Raw genomic sequence first — 14,916 nt, 5'->3', positions numbered from 1 at the left:
TCAGTCCTCCAGCAGGCGTTCCCGCAGCCGGCCGCGGGTCTCCGGGGTGAGCTTCAGGCCCTCGGTGAGGTAGGTCTCCGTCGAGCCCCAGGTGGACTCGATGGTGTCGAAGGCCGCGTGCAGGTACTCGGCGCGGGCGTCGAAGAGGGGCGCGAGCAGCGCCATGACCTCCTCGGACATGCCGGCCGCCGAGCGGTCCGAGCGGCGCACCTTGTACCGCCGGCGCGGGTCGTTGGACTCCAGGTAGTCCGCCTCGATGGCCTCGCGCTCCACGCCCACCGCGAGCAGCGTGATCGCGATCGACAGGCCCGCGCGGTCCTTGCCGGCCGCACAGTGCATCAGCGCGGGCACGCTCTCCTCGGCTATGGAGTGCAGTATTCGGCTGTGGTCGGCGGTGCGGGTCGAGATGATGTGCCGGTACGTGCGCGCCATCCGGCTCGCGGCCTGCCCGTCGCCCAGCACCGCGCGCAGCTGGTCCAGCTCGCCGTCGCGCACCATCGCCCAGAACTCCGCGCCGTCGGCCGGGTCGGTGAGCGGGATGTTGATGTGCCGCACGCCGGGCAGGGTGACGTCCGGGCCCTCCAGCTTGATGTCGGCGGCGTTGCGGAAGTCGAAGATGGTGTGCAGGCCGAGGGTGCTGAGGAAGGCGGCGTCCGCCTCCGTGGCGTGCGCCAGGTGACCGCTGCGGAAGAGCCGCCCCTGCCGCACCCGCCGCCCGTCGACCGTCGGCAGCCCGCCGACGTCCCGGAAGTTGCGCACCTCGGTGAGCAGGGGCTCGGTCGACCGGACCTGGGGCGGCTGCTGCGTCGTCACGGGCGCGCTCCTTATTACGTCGGCCGCCGACGCTGCTCGTCGGCGAGCGGGCTGTTTCGACCATACGGCACTGGTGCAATAGGCAACTAGCTCGTCCGGCCACTGATCGTGACCGATGAATGTGACCGTCTGCGGTCGGGGCGCGCGCGGTATCGCTCGCGCCGCCTTCGCTCGGCGTCCGTCTCAGGGCGGGGCTGCTGTCCACTCGTATTCCGACTTGGGCAGAATTTGACTGAGTGGCGATCATCACCTGCCGTCAACCCATGGTTACGGTGGCGTAGGTCACTCCTGAAGGTGAAGTATGTCCTGACGTGGCAGAGGATTCGAAGAAGATAAGCAGCAGGGAAAGTGACCCGTTCGGGTCGTACGCGGCCATCGGGGACAGCTTCACCGAGGGCGTCGGCGACCCCGGTCCGGACGGCACGTTCATCGGGTGGGCGGACCGCCTCGCGGTACTGCTCTCCGACCGCCGCCCGGAGCACGACTTCCGGTACGCCAACCTCGCCGTACGGGGCCGGCTCCTGGACCAGATCGTCGCCGAGCAGGTCCCGCGGGCCAAGGAGCTCGGCCCGGACCTGGTGACCTTCTGTGCCGGCGGCAATGACATCCTCCGGCCCGGCTCCGACCCGGACGCCGTCGCCGAGCGCTACGCCGCCGCGGTCGCCGACCTCAAGGAGTCGGTCGGCACGGTCCTGCTGTGCACCGGCTTCGACACCCGCGACATCCCCGTGCTCAGGCACCTGCGCGGCAAGATCGCCACGTACACCGCCCATGTACGGGCCATCGCCGACCAGTACGGCTGCCCGGTCCTGGACCTGTGGTCGCTGAAGTCCGTGCAGGACCGCCGCGCCTGGAGCGAGGACCGGCTGCACCTCTCGCCCGACGGGCACACCCGGGTGGCGCTCCGTGCGGCGCAGGTGCTCGGCCTGGACGTGCCGGCCGAGCCGGACCAGCCCTGGCCGCCGGAGGCAGCGCGCAGCGCGGCCGACGCCCGCCGCGAGACCATCCACTGGGCGCGCGAACACCTCGTGCCGTGGATCGGGCGGCGGCTGCGCGGCGAGTCCTCGGGCGACCGCGTCACGGCGAAGCGGCCGGAACTGGCGCTGCTGGAGGCCGACGCGGCCGCCCTCACGCAGACGGCCGCCTCGATCCGCTAGTACGCGAGATCTGCCGGTACCCGAGGTCCCCTAGTGCCCAGGACCCACTAGTACGCGAGGTCCGCCCACACGACCCGGCCCCGGCCGGTGTCGGCGGGCCGGACGCCCCAGTCCTCCGACACCGCGCCGACCAGCAGCAGGCCGCGGCCGGACTCGCGGTCCGTGCTGCGGGGCTGGGTCTGCGGCCGGGAGTCGCTGTGTCCCTGGTCCGTGACCGCCACGCGCAGCCGCGCGCCGTCGAGGGACAGCTCGCAGGAGACCCGCTCACTGTCGGTGTGCCGCACGGCGTTGGTGAACAGCTCCGAGACCACCAGCTCGGCGTCGTCGCGCAACTGCTCGGTGACGCCCCATGCCCGCAGCGCGGTCGTGACTCTTCGGCGGGCCTCCGGAACGGAGGTGCGCAGCGCCGGCAAATGGAAGGCGTCGCTGAGGAGTTGGACGGCGACGCCGCCGCATCCCCTTAACGATTCCGCGTCGTGGGAGGAAGGCACTCCGTAACTATGTGCGATGTTGAACAAGCTTGGCAAGGACCAACCTGTAAATTGCAGAATCGTCATGACAGTCTGTTGGCGCTTCTGATGGCATGACACACTGCTGAGCACGTAACTCAGTTGGAGGAGATCACAAGTGGTGGACGCACGGTCGGGCGGGGCGCCGACCGTCCTGCGGGTGGTCCTCGGCAAGAGGCTGCAGGACCTTCGCGAGAAGGCCGGACTCTCCTTCGAACAGGCCGCAGAGGCACTGGACGTCACGCACGCGACCGTACGCCGCATGGAGAAGGCCGAGGTCGGGCTGAAGATCCCGTACGTGGAGAAGCTGCTCGCCACCTACGGCGTCACCGACGCGGAGGAGAGTGAGACCTTCGTCGCACTCGCCCGGGAGGCCAACCGCCCCGGCTGGTGGCACCGCTTCCGCGACGTACTGCCCGACTGGTTCAGCGCGTACGTCAGCCTGGAGAGCGCCGCCAACCTCATCCGCGCCTACCAGCCGCACTACGTACCCGGCCTGCTGCAGACCGAGGGCTATGCGCGCGCCGTGCTGCGCGCCGGCATGCCGCACGCCGCGCCCGAGGAGATCGACCGCTCCGTCGACCTGCGCATGGAGCGCCAGTCGCTGCTCCGCCGAGACAACGCGCCCATGCTGTGGGCCGTGCTGGACGAGACGGTGCTGCGCCGCCCGGTCGGCGGCTCCGACGTCATGCGCGAACAGCTCGACCGGCTGATCGAGGCCACCGAACTGCCCAACGTACGGCTGCAGATCATCCCCTTCGCCACCGGCCCGCACCCCGCCATGTACGGGCCGTTCCACATCTTCCGGTTCCCCATCCCGGAGCTGCCCGACATCGCGTACGCGGAGAGCCTGGTCGGCGCCGTGTACTTCGACCAGCGCGGCGATGTCTCGCAGTTCCTGGAGGCGCTGGACCGGATGTGCGCGCAGGCCGTGCCCGCACACCGCACCGCAGCCCTTCTGAGTGGCTTTCGCAAGGAGATCTAACCCCCCATGGATCGCATACGTATCTACAACGGCATGCCTGCCAGCGAGCTGGGCAGCGAGGGCTGGCACAAGCCGTGGAGCGGCGGCAACGGCGGCGAGTGCGTCGAGGCGATGAGACTCAAGGACGGCCGGGTGGCGCTGCGCCAGTCCACCGACCCCAACGGCCCGGCACTGATCTACACCCACGGCGAGATCGAGAGCTTCATCCGGGGCGCGAAGGCCGGCGAAGCGGACTTCCTGCTGCACGCGGCGCCCTGTGTGTGCGGGGACCGGAGGAGCGCATGAGCGACCTGGCCTTCCCGGCGGACCACAGCCTTCCGGCGGAGCGGGGCTTCACGGCGGACGAGATCGACACCAGCAGGCCGCATCCCGCGCGGATGTACGACTACTACCTCGGCGGCTGGGACAACTACGCGATCGACCGCGAGGCCGCCGACGAGGTGATCCGCGTCCACCCGCAGGTCCGCGACAGCGCCCGCGCCAACCGCGCCTTCATGCAGCGCGCGGTCCGGGACGCGGCGGGCGCCGGCATCCGGCAGTTCCTCGACCTCGGCACCGGCATCCCCACCTCGCCCAACACCCATGAAGTGGCGCGCGAGTCGGCCCCGGACGCGCGGGTGGTCTACGCCGACAACGACCCGATCGTGGCCACCCACGCGGGCGCCCGGCTCACCAACGCGCCGGGCACCGGCTTCGTCCTCGGCGACGTCCGCGCCCCGGCGAAGCTGCTGGCCGACCCCGAGGTCCGGTCGCTGATCGATTTCGACCGGCCGGTGGCCGTGCTGCTCGTCGCCGTACTGCACTTCGTACGCGACGACGAGGACCCGGCCGGCCTGGTCGCCGCGCTTGCGGAGGCGCTGCCCGCCGGCAGCCGGCTGATCCTCTCCCACGCCACGGGCGAGCCGTACGAGGCGTACGCGGAGGGCCGCACGGACGAGGTGGCGCGGGACGGCGTCCTGAACGTCTACAAGAACACCACCGCCACGCTCAGCCTCCGCGACAGGGCCGCGGTCGAGCGGCTCTTCGGTCCGTTCCGGCTCCAGGAGCCGGGCGTCGTCCGGGTACCGCTGTGGCGCCCGGACGGCCCCCTGCCCACCCCCGAAGAGATCAACAACACGATCTTCTACGGCGGGGTGGGCATCAAGGAGTGAGCCCCGCCCGGGGCTTCACGGGGTGAGCGAGGGGGCCCGCAGCTCTGCCGCGGGCTCCTCCTCTTCCGCCGCTGCCGCGAGCAGCTCCTCCGCTGTGATGAGCGCGGTGTGCGTGCCCTCCGACGTACAGGCGTGCGCGCCCGCGAGCGTACCGAGCCGGGCGCACTCCTCCAGGTCGTGCCCGGCCAGCCGGCCGTGCAGGAAGCCGCACACGAAGGCGTCGCCCGCGCCGTTGCTGTCCACCACCGGGGCCGCCGGGATGGCGGCGGGGACGTGCCGCGGCGTGGAGTCGTCCGGCGTGAGCAGATACGCGCCGCCCGCGCCCGCCGTGGCGATCACCGCCTCGGCGCGGCCCTCGCGCAGGATCTCGCGCATCACCGCGCCGATCCGCTCCCCGGCGCCCGCCGCGCTGAGGAACACCAGGTCCGAGCGGAGCGCGAACTCCCGGTGGTGGTCGGCCAGCCCGTCCCAGTCGTGCAGATCGGTGGAGACGGGGACGCCCAGCTCCCTGATGTCGTCGAAGAGGAAGCGGGCGAAGTGCATGATCGACAGATGCACGTGCCGGGTCCGGCGGAGGTACGGGAAGTAGTGCTCGGGCGGCATCCGCAGTTCGAGCGGGTCCCGGCCGTCGTAGAAGGACGTGCGGCGGCCGTCGGGGGAGACGAGGTTGACCGCGCGGCGGGTCCCGTGCGGGGAGATCATCGGATCGAAGTCGACGCCGGTGCCCTTCAGCCGCTCCCTGACCAGCTCCCCCTCGTGGTCCGCACCGATGAAGTCCACGAACGCGGTGGACAGCCCGAGCGCCGCACAGCCGAGCGCGACGCCCGTACCCGTATGCCCGGCCCATTCCCGGATCGGCGGTACGGCGAAGGAGTCGGCCTGCGGTACCGGCAGTGCGCCGACCCGGACGATCGTGTCCACACCCGATCCGCCGACGACCAGCACGTCGTACGGCTGCGTCGGCCGGGTGTCCTGGTGGAGTCCCTGCTGGAATGTCACAAGTGTCCTTGAATCCCTGGCTGGTGAGACCGATAACGGCCCATTGGGGTCGCTTCGGGGAGTGTAGACGCCACGCACCCCGCGCAACGGCAAGTCGTCGCTCCGTCACCCACCGGAACGTGCCCGGCACCGCTCCCACCACCGCATTCCGGACAGCTCGCGTGCCGCACCCGTCCCGTGCGGTCCGCCCGGCGGGGCCGTCTCCGCGTGTTGCTCAGCCCGCGGGACCCGCCCCCGCGGGCCGCCGGGCGCGGCGCCACTTGGCCGATACCCGACGGCGCGCGGCCCGGGGGATGATGGAGACATGGAGGGCGAAGCGGACGGACTGTTTCCGCGCGAGGTGTTCCCGCGCGAGCGGACGGAGGTGGCGCCCGGCGCGGTACACGTGCCGGGCTGGCTGGACCCGGGGGAGCAGCGGGAACTGCTGGCGGCGTGCCGGGAGTGGGCAAGGCCGCCGGCCGGGCTGCGGACCGTACGGACCCCGGGCGGCGGCGTGATGTCCGTCCGTCAGGTCTGCCTGGGGTGGCACTGGAGCGCGGTGCCGCGCTGCCCGGACTGCGGCCGCGCGGTCCGGGTGAACCCCGGCTGCCCGGGCCGGCACTCCTACCCGTACGCCTACACCCGTACCGTCGTGGACGGCGACGGCGCGCCCGTGAAGCCCTTCCCCGAACGGCTCCGCGCGCTCGCCGGCCGGGCGCTGCGGGCGGCGTACGGCAGCGGAGCCGACGCGGCACCGTACGCGCCCGACGCGCCGTACGACATCGCCCTGCTCAACTTCTACGGCGACGACGCCCGGATGGGCATGCACCAGGACATCGACGAGCGCTCCGCCGCGCCCGTGATCTCCGTCAGCCTCGGCGACACCTGCGTCTTCCGGTTCGGCAACACCGAGACCCGGAACCGGCCCTGGACCGACGCCGAGCTGCGCAGCGGCGACCTCTTCGTGTTCGGCGGCCCGTCCCGGTGGGCGTACCACGGCGTACCCCGTACCGCACCCGGCACCGCCCCCGAGGCGCTCGGTCTGAAGGGGCGCGTGAACCTCACGCTCCGAGTGGGCGCCCTGGGGCCCTGAAAAACCGGGTGCACGTCCGCCGCGCCCGGCGGCACGCTGGACCATGAGCTGGACGACGACGGACGACCTCGACACCTTCCTGACCGGCGCGGGCGGCTTCCTGCGCGCCCGCCCCGCCGAGCACACGGTGCTGCTCGGCGTCACGGCCACGCTGGCCGCCGCGGGCCCGGCGGCCTACGGCGACGAGCCACCCCGGTACGGCTGGTGGCGCGGCCCGGACGGCCGGATCACGGGCGCGTTCCTGTGGACCCCGCCGCGCCCGCCGGTGCTCTCGCCGATGCCCGACCGGGCCGCCGCCGGGCTGCTGGACATCCTCGCGGCCGGGCCGCTGCCGGTCGGCGGGGCCAATGGCGCGCGGCCCGCCGCCGACGCGTTCACCGCTGCCTGGGAGCGCCGCACGGGCCGCGCCGCGCGGCTGCGGACGCACCTCCGGCTCTACCGCCTGGGGGAGCCGGACCCGCCGGACCCGGCGCCGCGCGGCAGCGCCCGTGCCGCCACCGCCGCCGACCGCGCGCTCCTCGTGGACTGGTGGGGCGCGTTCGCCCGCGAGAGCGGCGGCGAGCCGTACGGACACGACCGCGCGGTCGACGACCGGCTGTCCTACGGCGGGCTCACGCTCTGGGAGGCCGACGGGCGCCCGGCGTCACTCGCCGGCCGCACCCGTACGGTCGGCGGCATGGCCAGGGTCGGCCCCGTCTACACGCCGCCCGCGCTGCGCCGCAACGGCTACGCGGCAGGCGCCACGGCCGCGGTGACGCGCCGCGCGCTCGCGGCCGGCGCCGAGCAGGTGCTGCTGTTCGCCGACACCGCCAACCGCACCAGCACCGCCCTGTACGAGCGGCTCGGCTACCGGCCCGTCGGGGAGCACCGCCGTTACGACTTCCCGCAGGGCACGCCGGCCCCGTAAGGCACTCGGTGTCCCCCGCCGTCCGGCTGGGTACCCGTCCCCCGACCGGCGGTACGCGGAATGCGTGGGCCGGTCGCGAGGTTGTCCGTTGAGGGTGATGGTGTGGTGACCGTCCCGGACCTGGAGGTGTCGTGACCGCTCCCCGTTCTTGGCGCATGAGTACCGGCTCGTGGCGCACCGCCGCATTCGGCGCCGTGCCCACAGGTGAGCGCCTGGCCAGAATCCGCCGCTCCCCGCAGTTCGTGGACGGACAGTTCCGCAACCCGGTCGAGACGCGGCAGCTCAGCCAGGGCCAGACCCTGCCGATGGTCCGTACGCAGCTCAACCGGGACGGCAGGCTGCGCAGGTCCCCGGTGGGCGAGGTACCCGTCCACCGGCCGACCCTCGCCGACTGGGGCCGGCCGCCCGCCTCGGGCCTGCGCATCACCTGGATGGGCCATTCGAGCGTGCTGGCGGAGATCGACGGGCAGCGGGTGCTGTTCGACCCGGTCTGGGGCGAGCGCTGCTCGCCGTTCACGTGGATCGGGCCGCGGCGGCTGCACCCCGTGCCACTGCCCCTGACGGAGCTGGCGCCGGTCGACGCCGTGGTCATCTCGCACGACCATTACGACCACCTCGACATGCCGACCATCCAGGGCCTGATCGCCTCCGGCACCGCCTTCGTCGTGCCGCTCGGCATCGGCGCCGACCTGGAGTACTGGGGCGTACCGCCGGAGCGGATCACCGAGCTCGACTGGCACGAATCGACGCGCGTGGGCGAGCTGACGCTGACCGCCACCCCGGCTCAGCACTTCTGCGGGCGGGGGCTGCGCGGCCCGCAGCACACGCTGTGGGCGTCCTGGGTGGTCGCCGGGCCCGAGCACCGCGTGTTCCACAGCGGCGACACCGGTTACTTCGGCGGCTTCGCGGAGATCGGGAAGGCGCACGGCCCGTTCGACCTCACCATGATCCAGATCGGCGCGTACAGCGAGGAGTTCTGGCCCGACATCCACATGACGCCCGAAGAGGGCCTGCGCGCCCACCTCGACCTCGGCGGCGGCCGCCCCGCGGGCGTCCTGCTGCCGATCCACTGGGGCACCTTCAACCTCGCGCCGCACCCATGGGCGGAGCCGGCGGAGCGCACGGCAGCGGCGGCCATGGAGGCGGGCGCGAAGCTCGCGGCGCCGATTCCCGGCAAGCCGTTCGAGCCCGCCGACGAGCTGACCGTGGAGCCGTGGTGGCGGGCCGCCGCCGTGCCGCCGGTGCACGGCTGGCCGGCCTGGCCGCCGAGGGGGCCCGTGGCGATGGCGAGCGGGGCGGGGAGCGCGCCGGCCGCCGGGGAGTGAGCGGCGGCGGAAGCGGAGTCGAAGGGAATGAACACCCGGGCAGCGAACGGCAGTTCGTACCACCTCGTACTGGCGTGCGGGGGACGGTAACTCAAGGAGGTGGCGCGGGGTAGCGAAACCTCGAAGTCCATCTGATCGGCCCCTCCGCAACAACTAGCGTGCGTGCTCCGCGAACCGCAGACGGCCGATCCGGAGGGCGCCGATGCCTGCTGCATTTCCCCAGGGGACGGGGACCGACGTGTCCCAGGATTCCCCCGAATCCCACGGGGCCGGAGGGACAAGGGGAATGGTTCCCGCACCGCTGCCCGGGCGGCGGCGGGACCGCGAAGGCGCCCGGCACAGCCGCGTACCGCACCGCGAGACGGCCGCCGACTCCGTCATACGCGTCCGCCTCGTCCGCCTCGCGGCCGTGCCCTGCCTGCTCGTCGCCGCGACCTGCTCCGCCGTGACCGCCTTCATCGCCCGGTCCGGCGGACAACCGCTGAGCGGCGCCGCCTGGACCGTCCTCGGCTGCGGCTTCGCCCTCGTGTGCGGCATCACCGCGGTCGCCTGCGCCGCCGCCACCTCCGAGGCCCGCGCCACCATCCAGCGCTACGCCCGCCTGCGGGAGGTGTGCGCCCGCAGCCAGTCCGACCTGTACGCCCTCGTGCACCGCGTACGCCAGGGCGAATGGCTCCAGCAGCGCGCCCCCGAACCGCTCTCCCGCCCGGCCGGCGACACCCTGGACCTCCTCGTCCACGACGTCGCCGCCGCCGGCCGCGCCGCCGAGACCGCCGTCATCGACGCGGTCGCCATCGCCCGCGGCAACGCCAGCGGCAGCGAGCAGAAGGTCGAGGTCTTCGTGAACCTCGCCCGGCGCCTGCAGTCCCTGGTCCACCGCGAGATCGAGCTGCTGGACGAGCTGGAGAACCGGGTCGAGGACCCCGATCTGCTCAAAGGTCTCTTCCACGTGGACCACCTCGCCACCCGCATCCGCCGGCACGCCGAGAACCTCGCCGTCCTCGGCGGCGCCATCTCCCGCCGCCAGTGGTCCCGCCCGGTCACCATGACCGAGGTCATGCGCTCCTCCATCGCCGAGGTCGAGCAGTACCCGCGCGTCAAGCTCGTACCGCCCATCGAGGGCACGCTCCGCGGCCACGCCGTCGCCGACGTCATCCACCTCCTCGCCGAACTCGTCGAGAACGCCACCGTCTACTCGGCCCCGCACACCCACATCCTGCTCCGCGCCCAGCTGGTCACCGCCGGGCTCGCCGTCGAGGTGGAGGACCGGGGCCTGGGCATGGACGTCGAGGAGCAGGACCGGATGAACGCGCTGCTCGCCGACCCCGACCACGTCGACGTCGCCGAGCTGCTCAACGACGGCCGCATCGGCCTGTTCGTGGTCTCCTCGCTGGCCCGCCGGCACGGCGTCGTCGTCCGGCTGCAGAGCAACATCTACGGCGGCGTACAGGCCGTACTCATCCTGCCGCAGGGCCTGCTGGGCGACGAGCCGGCCGAGGGGGAGCCCGCAGCGGCCGACGCTGCCGCCCGGCCCGCCGCCGTCGCGGCGCCGCCCGCCGAGGCCCCGCGCCGCCGCGTCCTGCGGACCGCCAACGGCCACGCCGACCTCGACGCCGGCCCGCTGCCGCCCGCGGCACCCCCGCGGCCGGACCGCCCGGCACCGGCCCCCGGCCCCGCCGCTGCCCCGGCCCCCGCCCGGCCCGCACCGGCAGCACGCCCCGCCACGGCCGGCGCCCACACCGCGACGGGCGCCCACACCGCGACGGGCGCCCCGGAAGGCGCCGCCGCGGGGCCCAACGAACCGCGCCGGGACGCCGCTCACGCCGATGCGCGCGCCCCCGGCGGCGGCCGGACCGCGGCGGCGGACGCTCCCACCGCCGCCGCGGCCCCCGGGCCCGAGACCGGACCCGGCCCCGTCGTCCTGCCCCCGCCCCCGCCCGAGAACACCGGCGACCGCCCCCGGCTGCCACGCCGCCGCAAGCAGGAGCATCTCGTCCCCGAACTGCGCGCCGACCCCACCCCGCCCGGCGGCACCCGCACCGCGGGACGCCCCGAGCCCGAGCACGACCCGGACCTGATGGCCGCCTTCCGGCGCGGCATCACCCGCGCCGACGACACCTACGCCGCGGCAGCGGACCGGGGCACCGGCTACGACAGCAGCAGCAGCAGCGCCGCCGACAGCACCGCCTACGACAGCGGCGCCCCGTACGACAACACCCGCACCGGACTGGCCCAGAGCCGCCCCCGAGGAGACGACCAGAATCATGGTGAGTGACGTTCACGTACAGTCCCAGCGACACGTCGCCCGGCCGACGACGGACCTGTCGTGGCTGCTGACCGGGCTCGTCCAGCGCGTACCGCACGCCCGCAGCGCCCTGCTGCTCTCCTCCGACGGGCTCGTCAAGGCCGCACACGGCTTCGAGCCCGACAGCGCCGACCACATGGCGGCGCTCGCCTCCGGCCTGTACAGCCTGGCCCGCAGCGCCGGTGTCCGGTTCGGCGAGGGCGACGACGTCCTCCAGGTCGTCGTCGAGCTGGAGTCGACCCTGCTCTTCGTCTCCACCGCCGGCTCCGGTGCCAACCTCGCCGTGCTCGCCTCCCGCGAGGCCGACGTCGCCGTCCTCGGCTACGAGATGGGGATGCTGGTCAAGAGCGTTCGGCCCTACCTCGCCACGCCCGCGCGGCATCAGGCGCAGGCAGGCGGGCACTGAATATGGCGGTACGTCGCCGGCGACGGCAGGGGTCGGAGCCGCTCTGGCTCGACGACGAGGCCGGCCGCCTGGTCCGTCCGTACACGGTCAGCAACGGACGGACCCGCCCGACCGCGCACTTCGACCTGCTGACGATGGTGATCGCCACCGGCAAGCGACCGGTGACGTGCCAGGGCCCGGACTACATGCAGGTCCTCGGGCTGTGCGGCGGCCCGGTCTCGGTGGCCGAGGTCGCCGCCCACATACGGCTGCCGGCGGTGGTCACCAAGGTGCTCCTCGCCGACCTCGTGGACTGCGGAGCCCTCACCGCACGGGCCCCCGCGCAGTCCCCGGAAGGCGCGTCGCCCCATACCGACCGAGCACTCCTGGAGGCGGTGCTGCATGGACTCCGACAGCGCCTTTGACATGACCAGCACTTTTGAACCGTATGCCCCGGACACCACACCCAACGGCGACCCCTTTCCCTCCGCACTGAAGATCCTCGTCGCGGGCGGCTTCGGGGTCGGCAAGACCACCTTCGTCGGTGCCGTCAGCGAGATCGAACCGCTGTGCACGGAAGAACTCCTCACCCAGGTCAGCATCGGCACCGACTGCCTGGACGGGGTCGAGCAGAAGACCACCACCACCGTCGCGATGGACTTCGGGCGGATCACCGTCAGCACCGACCACGTGCTGTACCTCTTCGGCACGCCCGGCCAGCAGCGTTTCTGGTTCATGTGGGACGAGCTGTCGGCGGGCGCGCTCGGCGCCGTGGTCCTCGCCGACACCCGGCGCCTGGAGGACTGCTTCTCCGCCGTCGACTTCTTCGAGCGCCGCGGCATCGAATTCATCGTCGCGGTCAACCAGTTCGACGGCTCCTTCCATTACGAACCGGACGAGGTGCGCGCCGCGATAGACCTCTCACCCAGCACCCCGGTCGTGCTGTGCGACGCCCGGCACTGCAGTTCCGCGACCAACGTCCTGGTCTCCCTCGTCCAGCACCTTCTGACCCCCGCCTTCGCTACGGAGCTGCCATGAACCGGCCCGCGTCCCGTCTGCCTGCCCCCACCTACGACCCCACCCGGCACCTCCTGCTGACGCCCGACGACGACGAGGCGCCGGCGCGGGTCGCCCGGCTGCGTACGCTCGGCATCGGAGAGGCACCGCTGCCCGCCTTCGACGACTTCGCGCGCAACCTCGCGCGGACCACCCAGGCCCCGTATGCCATGGTCAACTTCATCGACGAGCACCGGCAGTACTTTGCCGGTCTCTACACCCCCGCCGAGGAGCAGGCACCGGTCGAGCTGGGGCCCGCGCCGGCCAGCGCGCAGCCGGGCCGGGTGATGGCCCGCGACCACGGTTACTGCCCGCACGTCATCGTCCGCCGCAAGGCCCTGGTCCTGGAGGACGTCTGCGACTACCCGCGGTTCGCCGGCAACCCGGTCGTCGACGAGATCGGCATCCGCTCCTACCTCGGCGCGCCGCTGATCGACCGTACGGGCATGGCGCTGGGCACCGTGTGCGTCGTGGACCTCGAACCGCGCCCGTGGGGCCGTGAGGGCCTGGCCACCATCAAGTCCATGGCGGCCCGGCTGGTCGACCAGATCCATCTGATGGAGCAGGAGCGGACGGAAGGGCTGTGAGCCCGCCCGCGCTCGGGGACCGACAGGCCGGTGGGGCCTCGCTGTGACAGCGAGGCCCCACCGGCCCGTTGTGCGTGGTCTCCCGCAGCGCTCCTCCCGCAGTAAGCCTTGTGACATCACCCGGTGAGCAGGCCCGCTCCCGCGTACGCGTGGTGATGCTCGTACGGGTCGTACTCCTCCGTCCGGTCCTCCGCGTCCGTCCGGCCGTCCGTGTCCATCCGGTCCTCCGTGCGGACCCGGTCCGAAAGGCGGCCGGACCATTCGCCCTGTGCCGCGCCCAGGGCCAGTTCGCCCAGCCGTAGCAGCTGGACGTCGGAGGTGCCGGCCGGCGCGAAGATGTGATGCGCGTCCCGCAGGTAGCGCTCCACCGGGCGGTCGGTGAACAGCCCGCACGCGGCGTGGATGTCCATCGCGTCGCGCGCCGACTCGATGGCCGACTCGACGTTGACGAGCTTGGCGTTCATCAGCTCCGCGTCGCAGTTCTCGCCCCGGTCCAGCAGATGCACCGCGTGGTACGCCGCGAGCCGTGCGGTCATCAGCCGGGACTGGATCCGGCCCAGCTTGAGCTTGATGTTGGTCAGGGCGTGCAGCGGCTTGCCGTAGCGGTGCCGCTCCGCGCAGAACCGTGCGGTCTCCTCCAGGACCGCCTGGTGGATGCCGAGGGAGACGGCGGTGAGGTTCGGGCGGCCGTACAGCACGCTGGAGGAGTAGGCGACGGACAGTCCGTCGCCCTCCCGGCCGAGCAGATTCGCCGCCGGGACCCGGCAGTTGTCGAAGAAGAGCTCGCCGAAGCTGAAGCCGTGCAGGCCCATCGTGGCCGCCTGCGGGCCGACCCGGAAGCCGGGACGGTCGTGCTCCACGAGGAAGGCGGACAGGCCGTGCGAGCCCTCGCCGGTGCGCACGACGACGCCGTGCAGGTCACCGACATGGCTGTTGCCGACGTATATCTTGCGGCCGTTGAGGATGTAGTCGTCGCCGTCGCGGATCGCGCTGCTGGTCATGCCGAGCACATGACCGCCGGAGTGCGGCTCGGTGACCGCGATGGTCGGCAGGCACTCGCCCGCGGCGATGGCGGGCAGCCAGGTCTTCTTCTGCTCCTCGCTGCCGAAGTGGATGATCTTCGCGACGCCGAGCTGGGACGCCTGCACCATCGCGCCCATGGCGGCGCTGACCCGGGAGAGCTCCTCGATGATCAACGTTTTGGCCAGGTGACCGGCGCCCATGCCGCCGTACCCGCGCTCGACGGTCGCGCCGATCCACCCCTGGCGGGCGATCCGGCGCGACAGGACATGGCAAACGGAACGGCTTGCCTCCATCTCTGCTATGCGGGGGCGTACTTCGCGCTCGGCGAAGTCGCGCACCCTCTGCCGGAGTGCCTCATGTCGCTGGTCGGTGAAGTAGCGATGCAAGACGAGCCCTCCTCCGCGATGCGTCCGTGCTAGTTGCTCTGTGTCATCCGGTGGGTCATCCCTCGATCGAATCCGGACAGTTGTTCTGCGGTTACCCCGAGTGCAATACCCGTTGGCATACCTGGTGCAGGACGCATAAAACCTCTACTCACCGCATTTATGCGAAGACATTGGAGTGCGCATTGATCCTTCACCACCCCGTGGGGCTGTCACATGCGGAAATGCAGAACTGAGGCGGGAGTGATCAGAGTTGCTC

General features: G+C 72.5%; 16 protein-coding genes. 12 read left to right on the top strand and 4 right to left on the bottom strand.

All coding sequences use genetic code 11. The features are described from left to right. Positions 1–813, bottom strand: coding sequence for a tyrosine-protein phosphatase (locus ACIGXO_RS26300; RefSeq protein WP_399791624.1), 813 nt, complete (start codon positions 811–813; stop codon positions 1–3). Between the two features lie 311 nt (positions 814–1,124). On the opposite strand from ACIGXO_RS26300, the gene ACIGXO_RS26295 reads away from it, so the two are divergent. After that, positions 1,125–1,970 (top strand): SGNH/GDSL hydrolase family protein, encoded by an 846-nt coding sequence (locus ACIGXO_RS26295; RefSeq protein ID WP_399791622.1) that lies wholly within the window; start codon positions 1,125–1,127, stop codon positions 1,968–1,970. Between the two features lie 47 nt (positions 1,971–2,017). Here ACIGXO_RS26295 and ACIGXO_RS26290 read toward each other — a convergent pair whose 3' ends face one another. Next, the gene (locus ACIGXO_RS26290) at positions 2,018–2,461 is read right to left on the bottom strand and encodes an ATP-binding protein (protein WP_399791620.1); all 444 of its coding nucleotides are present in this window, start codon (positions 2,459–2,461) and stop codon (positions 2,018–2,020) included. A gap of 136 nt (positions 2,462–2,597) precedes the next feature. On the opposite strand from ACIGXO_RS26290, the gene ACIGXO_RS26285 reads away from it, so the two are divergent. From ACIGXO_RS26285 to ACIGXO_RS26275, 3 genes are read left to right on the top strand one after another with little or no spacing between them, the layout of a single operon-like run. After that, positions 2,598–3,464, top strand: a complete 867-nt coding sequence (locus ACIGXO_RS26285; protein ID WP_399791618.1) for a helix-turn-helix domain-containing protein — start codon at positions 2,598–2,600, stop codon at positions 3,462–3,464. A gap of 6 nt (positions 3,465–3,470) precedes the next feature. After that, a complete protein-coding gene (locus tag ACIGXO_RS26280) occupies positions 3,471–3,749 on the top strand; it encodes a DUF397 domain-containing protein (protein WP_399791616.1) in 279 nt (92 codons plus the stop codon). Then, entirely contained in the window at positions 3,746–4,615 is an 870-nt protein-coding gene (locus ACIGXO_RS26275) for an SAM-dependent methyltransferase (protein ID WP_399791614.1), read from the top strand. Before ACIGXO_RS26280 ends, ACIGXO_RS26275 begins: the two co-directional genes overlap by 4 nt. Positions 4,616–4,630: 15 nt before the next feature. On the opposite strand, the gene ACIGXO_RS26270 is transcribed toward ACIGXO_RS26275, so the two are convergent. After that, positions 4,631–5,557 (bottom strand): carbohydrate kinase family protein, encoded by a 927-nt coding sequence (locus ACIGXO_RS26270; protein WP_399792151.1) that lies wholly within the window; start codon positions 5,555–5,557, stop codon positions 4,631–4,633. 361 nt (positions 5,558–5,918) lie between these two features. Between ACIGXO_RS26270 and ACIGXO_RS26265 the strand changes: the two genes are divergently transcribed. The 8 genes from ACIGXO_RS26265 to ACIGXO_RS26230 all read left to right on the top strand — a co-directional run bounded on the left by ACIGXO_RS26265 (position 5,919) and on the right by ACIGXO_RS26230 (position 13,251). After that, positions 5,919–6,686, top strand: coding sequence for an alpha-ketoglutarate-dependent dioxygenase AlkB (locus tag ACIGXO_RS26265; protein ID WP_399791612.1), 768 nt, complete (start codon positions 5,919–5,921; stop codon positions 6,684–6,686). 43 nt (positions 6,687–6,729) lie between these two features. Further along, on the top strand, positions 6,730–7,593 hold the full coding sequence (locus tag ACIGXO_RS26260; RefSeq protein WP_399791610.1) for a GNAT family N-acetyltransferase: 864 nt from the start codon (positions 6,730–6,732) through the stop codon (positions 7,591–7,593). A 155-nt stretch (positions 7,594–7,748) separates the two neighbouring features. Further along, on the top strand, positions 7,749–8,918 hold the full coding sequence (locus tag ACIGXO_RS26255; RefSeq protein WP_399791608.1) for an MBL fold metallo-hydrolase: 1,170 nt from the start codon (positions 7,749–7,751) through the stop codon (positions 8,916–8,918). 286 nt (positions 8,919–9,204) lie between these two features. Next, a complete protein-coding gene (locus ACIGXO_RS26250; RefSeq protein ID WP_399791606.1) occupies positions 9,205–11,193 on the top strand; it encodes a sensor histidine kinase in 1,989 nt (662 codons plus the stop codon). After that, complete coding sequence (locus ACIGXO_RS26245; protein WP_399791604.1) at positions 11,183–11,629, top strand: roadblock/LC7 domain-containing protein; 447 nt, start codon at positions 11,183–11,185, stop codon at positions 11,627–11,629. The genes ACIGXO_RS26250 and ACIGXO_RS26245 overlap by 11 nt, the downstream gene beginning before the upstream one ends. Positions 11,630–11,631: 2 nt before the next feature. Next, positions 11,632–12,033, top strand: coding sequence for a DUF742 domain-containing protein (locus ACIGXO_RS26240; RefSeq protein ID WP_399791602.1), 402 nt, complete (start codon positions 11,632–11,634; stop codon positions 12,031–12,033). Position 12,034: 1 nt separating this feature from the next. Then, positions 12,035–12,646, top strand: coding sequence for a GTP-binding protein (locus ACIGXO_RS26235; RefSeq protein ID WP_399792149.1), 612 nt, complete (start codon positions 12,035–12,037; stop codon positions 12,644–12,646). Continuing rightward, a complete protein-coding gene (locus ACIGXO_RS26230) occupies positions 12,643–13,251 on the top strand; it encodes a GAF domain-containing protein (protein WP_399791600.1) in 609 nt (202 codons plus the stop codon). Before ACIGXO_RS26235 ends, ACIGXO_RS26230 begins: the two co-directional genes overlap by 4 nt. Before the next feature lie 116 nt (positions 13,252–13,367). Here the strand turns inward: ACIGXO_RS26230 and ACIGXO_RS26225 are convergent, their stop codons facing one another. Further along, positions 13,368–14,660, bottom strand: coding sequence for an acyl-CoA dehydrogenase family protein (locus tag ACIGXO_RS26225; protein ID WP_399791598.1), 1,293 nt, complete (start codon positions 14,658–14,660; stop codon positions 13,368–13,370). Positions 14,661–14,916: the final 256 nt, after the last annotated feature.

The sequence above is a fragment of the Streptomyces sp. NPDC053542 genome (genome assembly GCF_044544685.1).
In the GTDB taxonomy this organism is placed as follows: Bacteria; Actinomycetota; Actinomycetes; order Streptomycetales; family Streptomycetaceae; genus Streptomyces.
The sequence above is the reverse complement of the archived record's forward strand: the minus strand, read 5'-3'. Positions and strand labels throughout refer to the sequence as shown.

What these genes read in the sequence shown, in the direction of transcription:
- ACIGXO_RS26230 (WP_399791600.1), top strand. Translation starts at nt 12,643, where the DNA reads ATGAACCGGCCCGCGTCCCGTCTGCCTGCCCCCACCTACGACCCCACC.
- ACIGXO_RS26275 (WP_399791614.1), top strand. Translation starts at nt 3,746, where the DNA reads ATGAGCGACCTGGCCTTCCCGGCGGACCACAGCCTTCCGGCGGAGCGG.
- ACIGXO_RS26265 (WP_399791612.1), top strand. Translation starts at nt 5,919, where the DNA reads ATGGAGGGCGAAGCGGACGGACTGTTTCCGCGCGAGGTGTTCCCGCGC.
- ACIGXO_RS26245 (WP_399791604.1), top strand. Translation starts at nt 11,183, where the DNA reads ATGGTGAGTGACGTTCACGTACAGTCCCAGCGACACGTCGCCCGGCCG.
- ACIGXO_RS26235 (WP_399792149.1), top strand. Translation starts at nt 12,035, where the DNA reads ATGACCAGCACTTTTGAACCGTATGCCCCGGACACCACACCCAACGGC.
- ACIGXO_RS26260 (WP_399791610.1), top strand. Translation starts at nt 6,730, where the DNA reads ATGAGCTGGACGACGACGGACGACCTCGACACCTTCCTGACCGGCGCG.
- ACIGXO_RS26255 (WP_399791608.1), top strand. Translation starts at nt 7,749, where the DNA reads ATGAGTACCGGCTCGTGGCGCACCGCCGCATTCGGCGCCGTGCCCACA.
- ACIGXO_RS26250 (WP_399791606.1), top strand. Translation starts at nt 9,205, where the DNA reads ATGGTTCCCGCACCGCTGCCCGGGCGGCGGCGGGACCGCGAAGGCGCC.
- ACIGXO_RS26240 (WP_399791602.1), top strand. Translation starts at nt 11,632, where the DNA reads ATGGCGGTACGTCGCCGGCGACGGCAGGGGTCGGAGCCGCTCTGGCTC.
- ACIGXO_RS26280 (WP_399791616.1), top strand. Translation starts at nt 3,471, where the DNA reads ATGGATCGCATACGTATCTACAACGGCATGCCTGCCAGCGAGCTGGGC.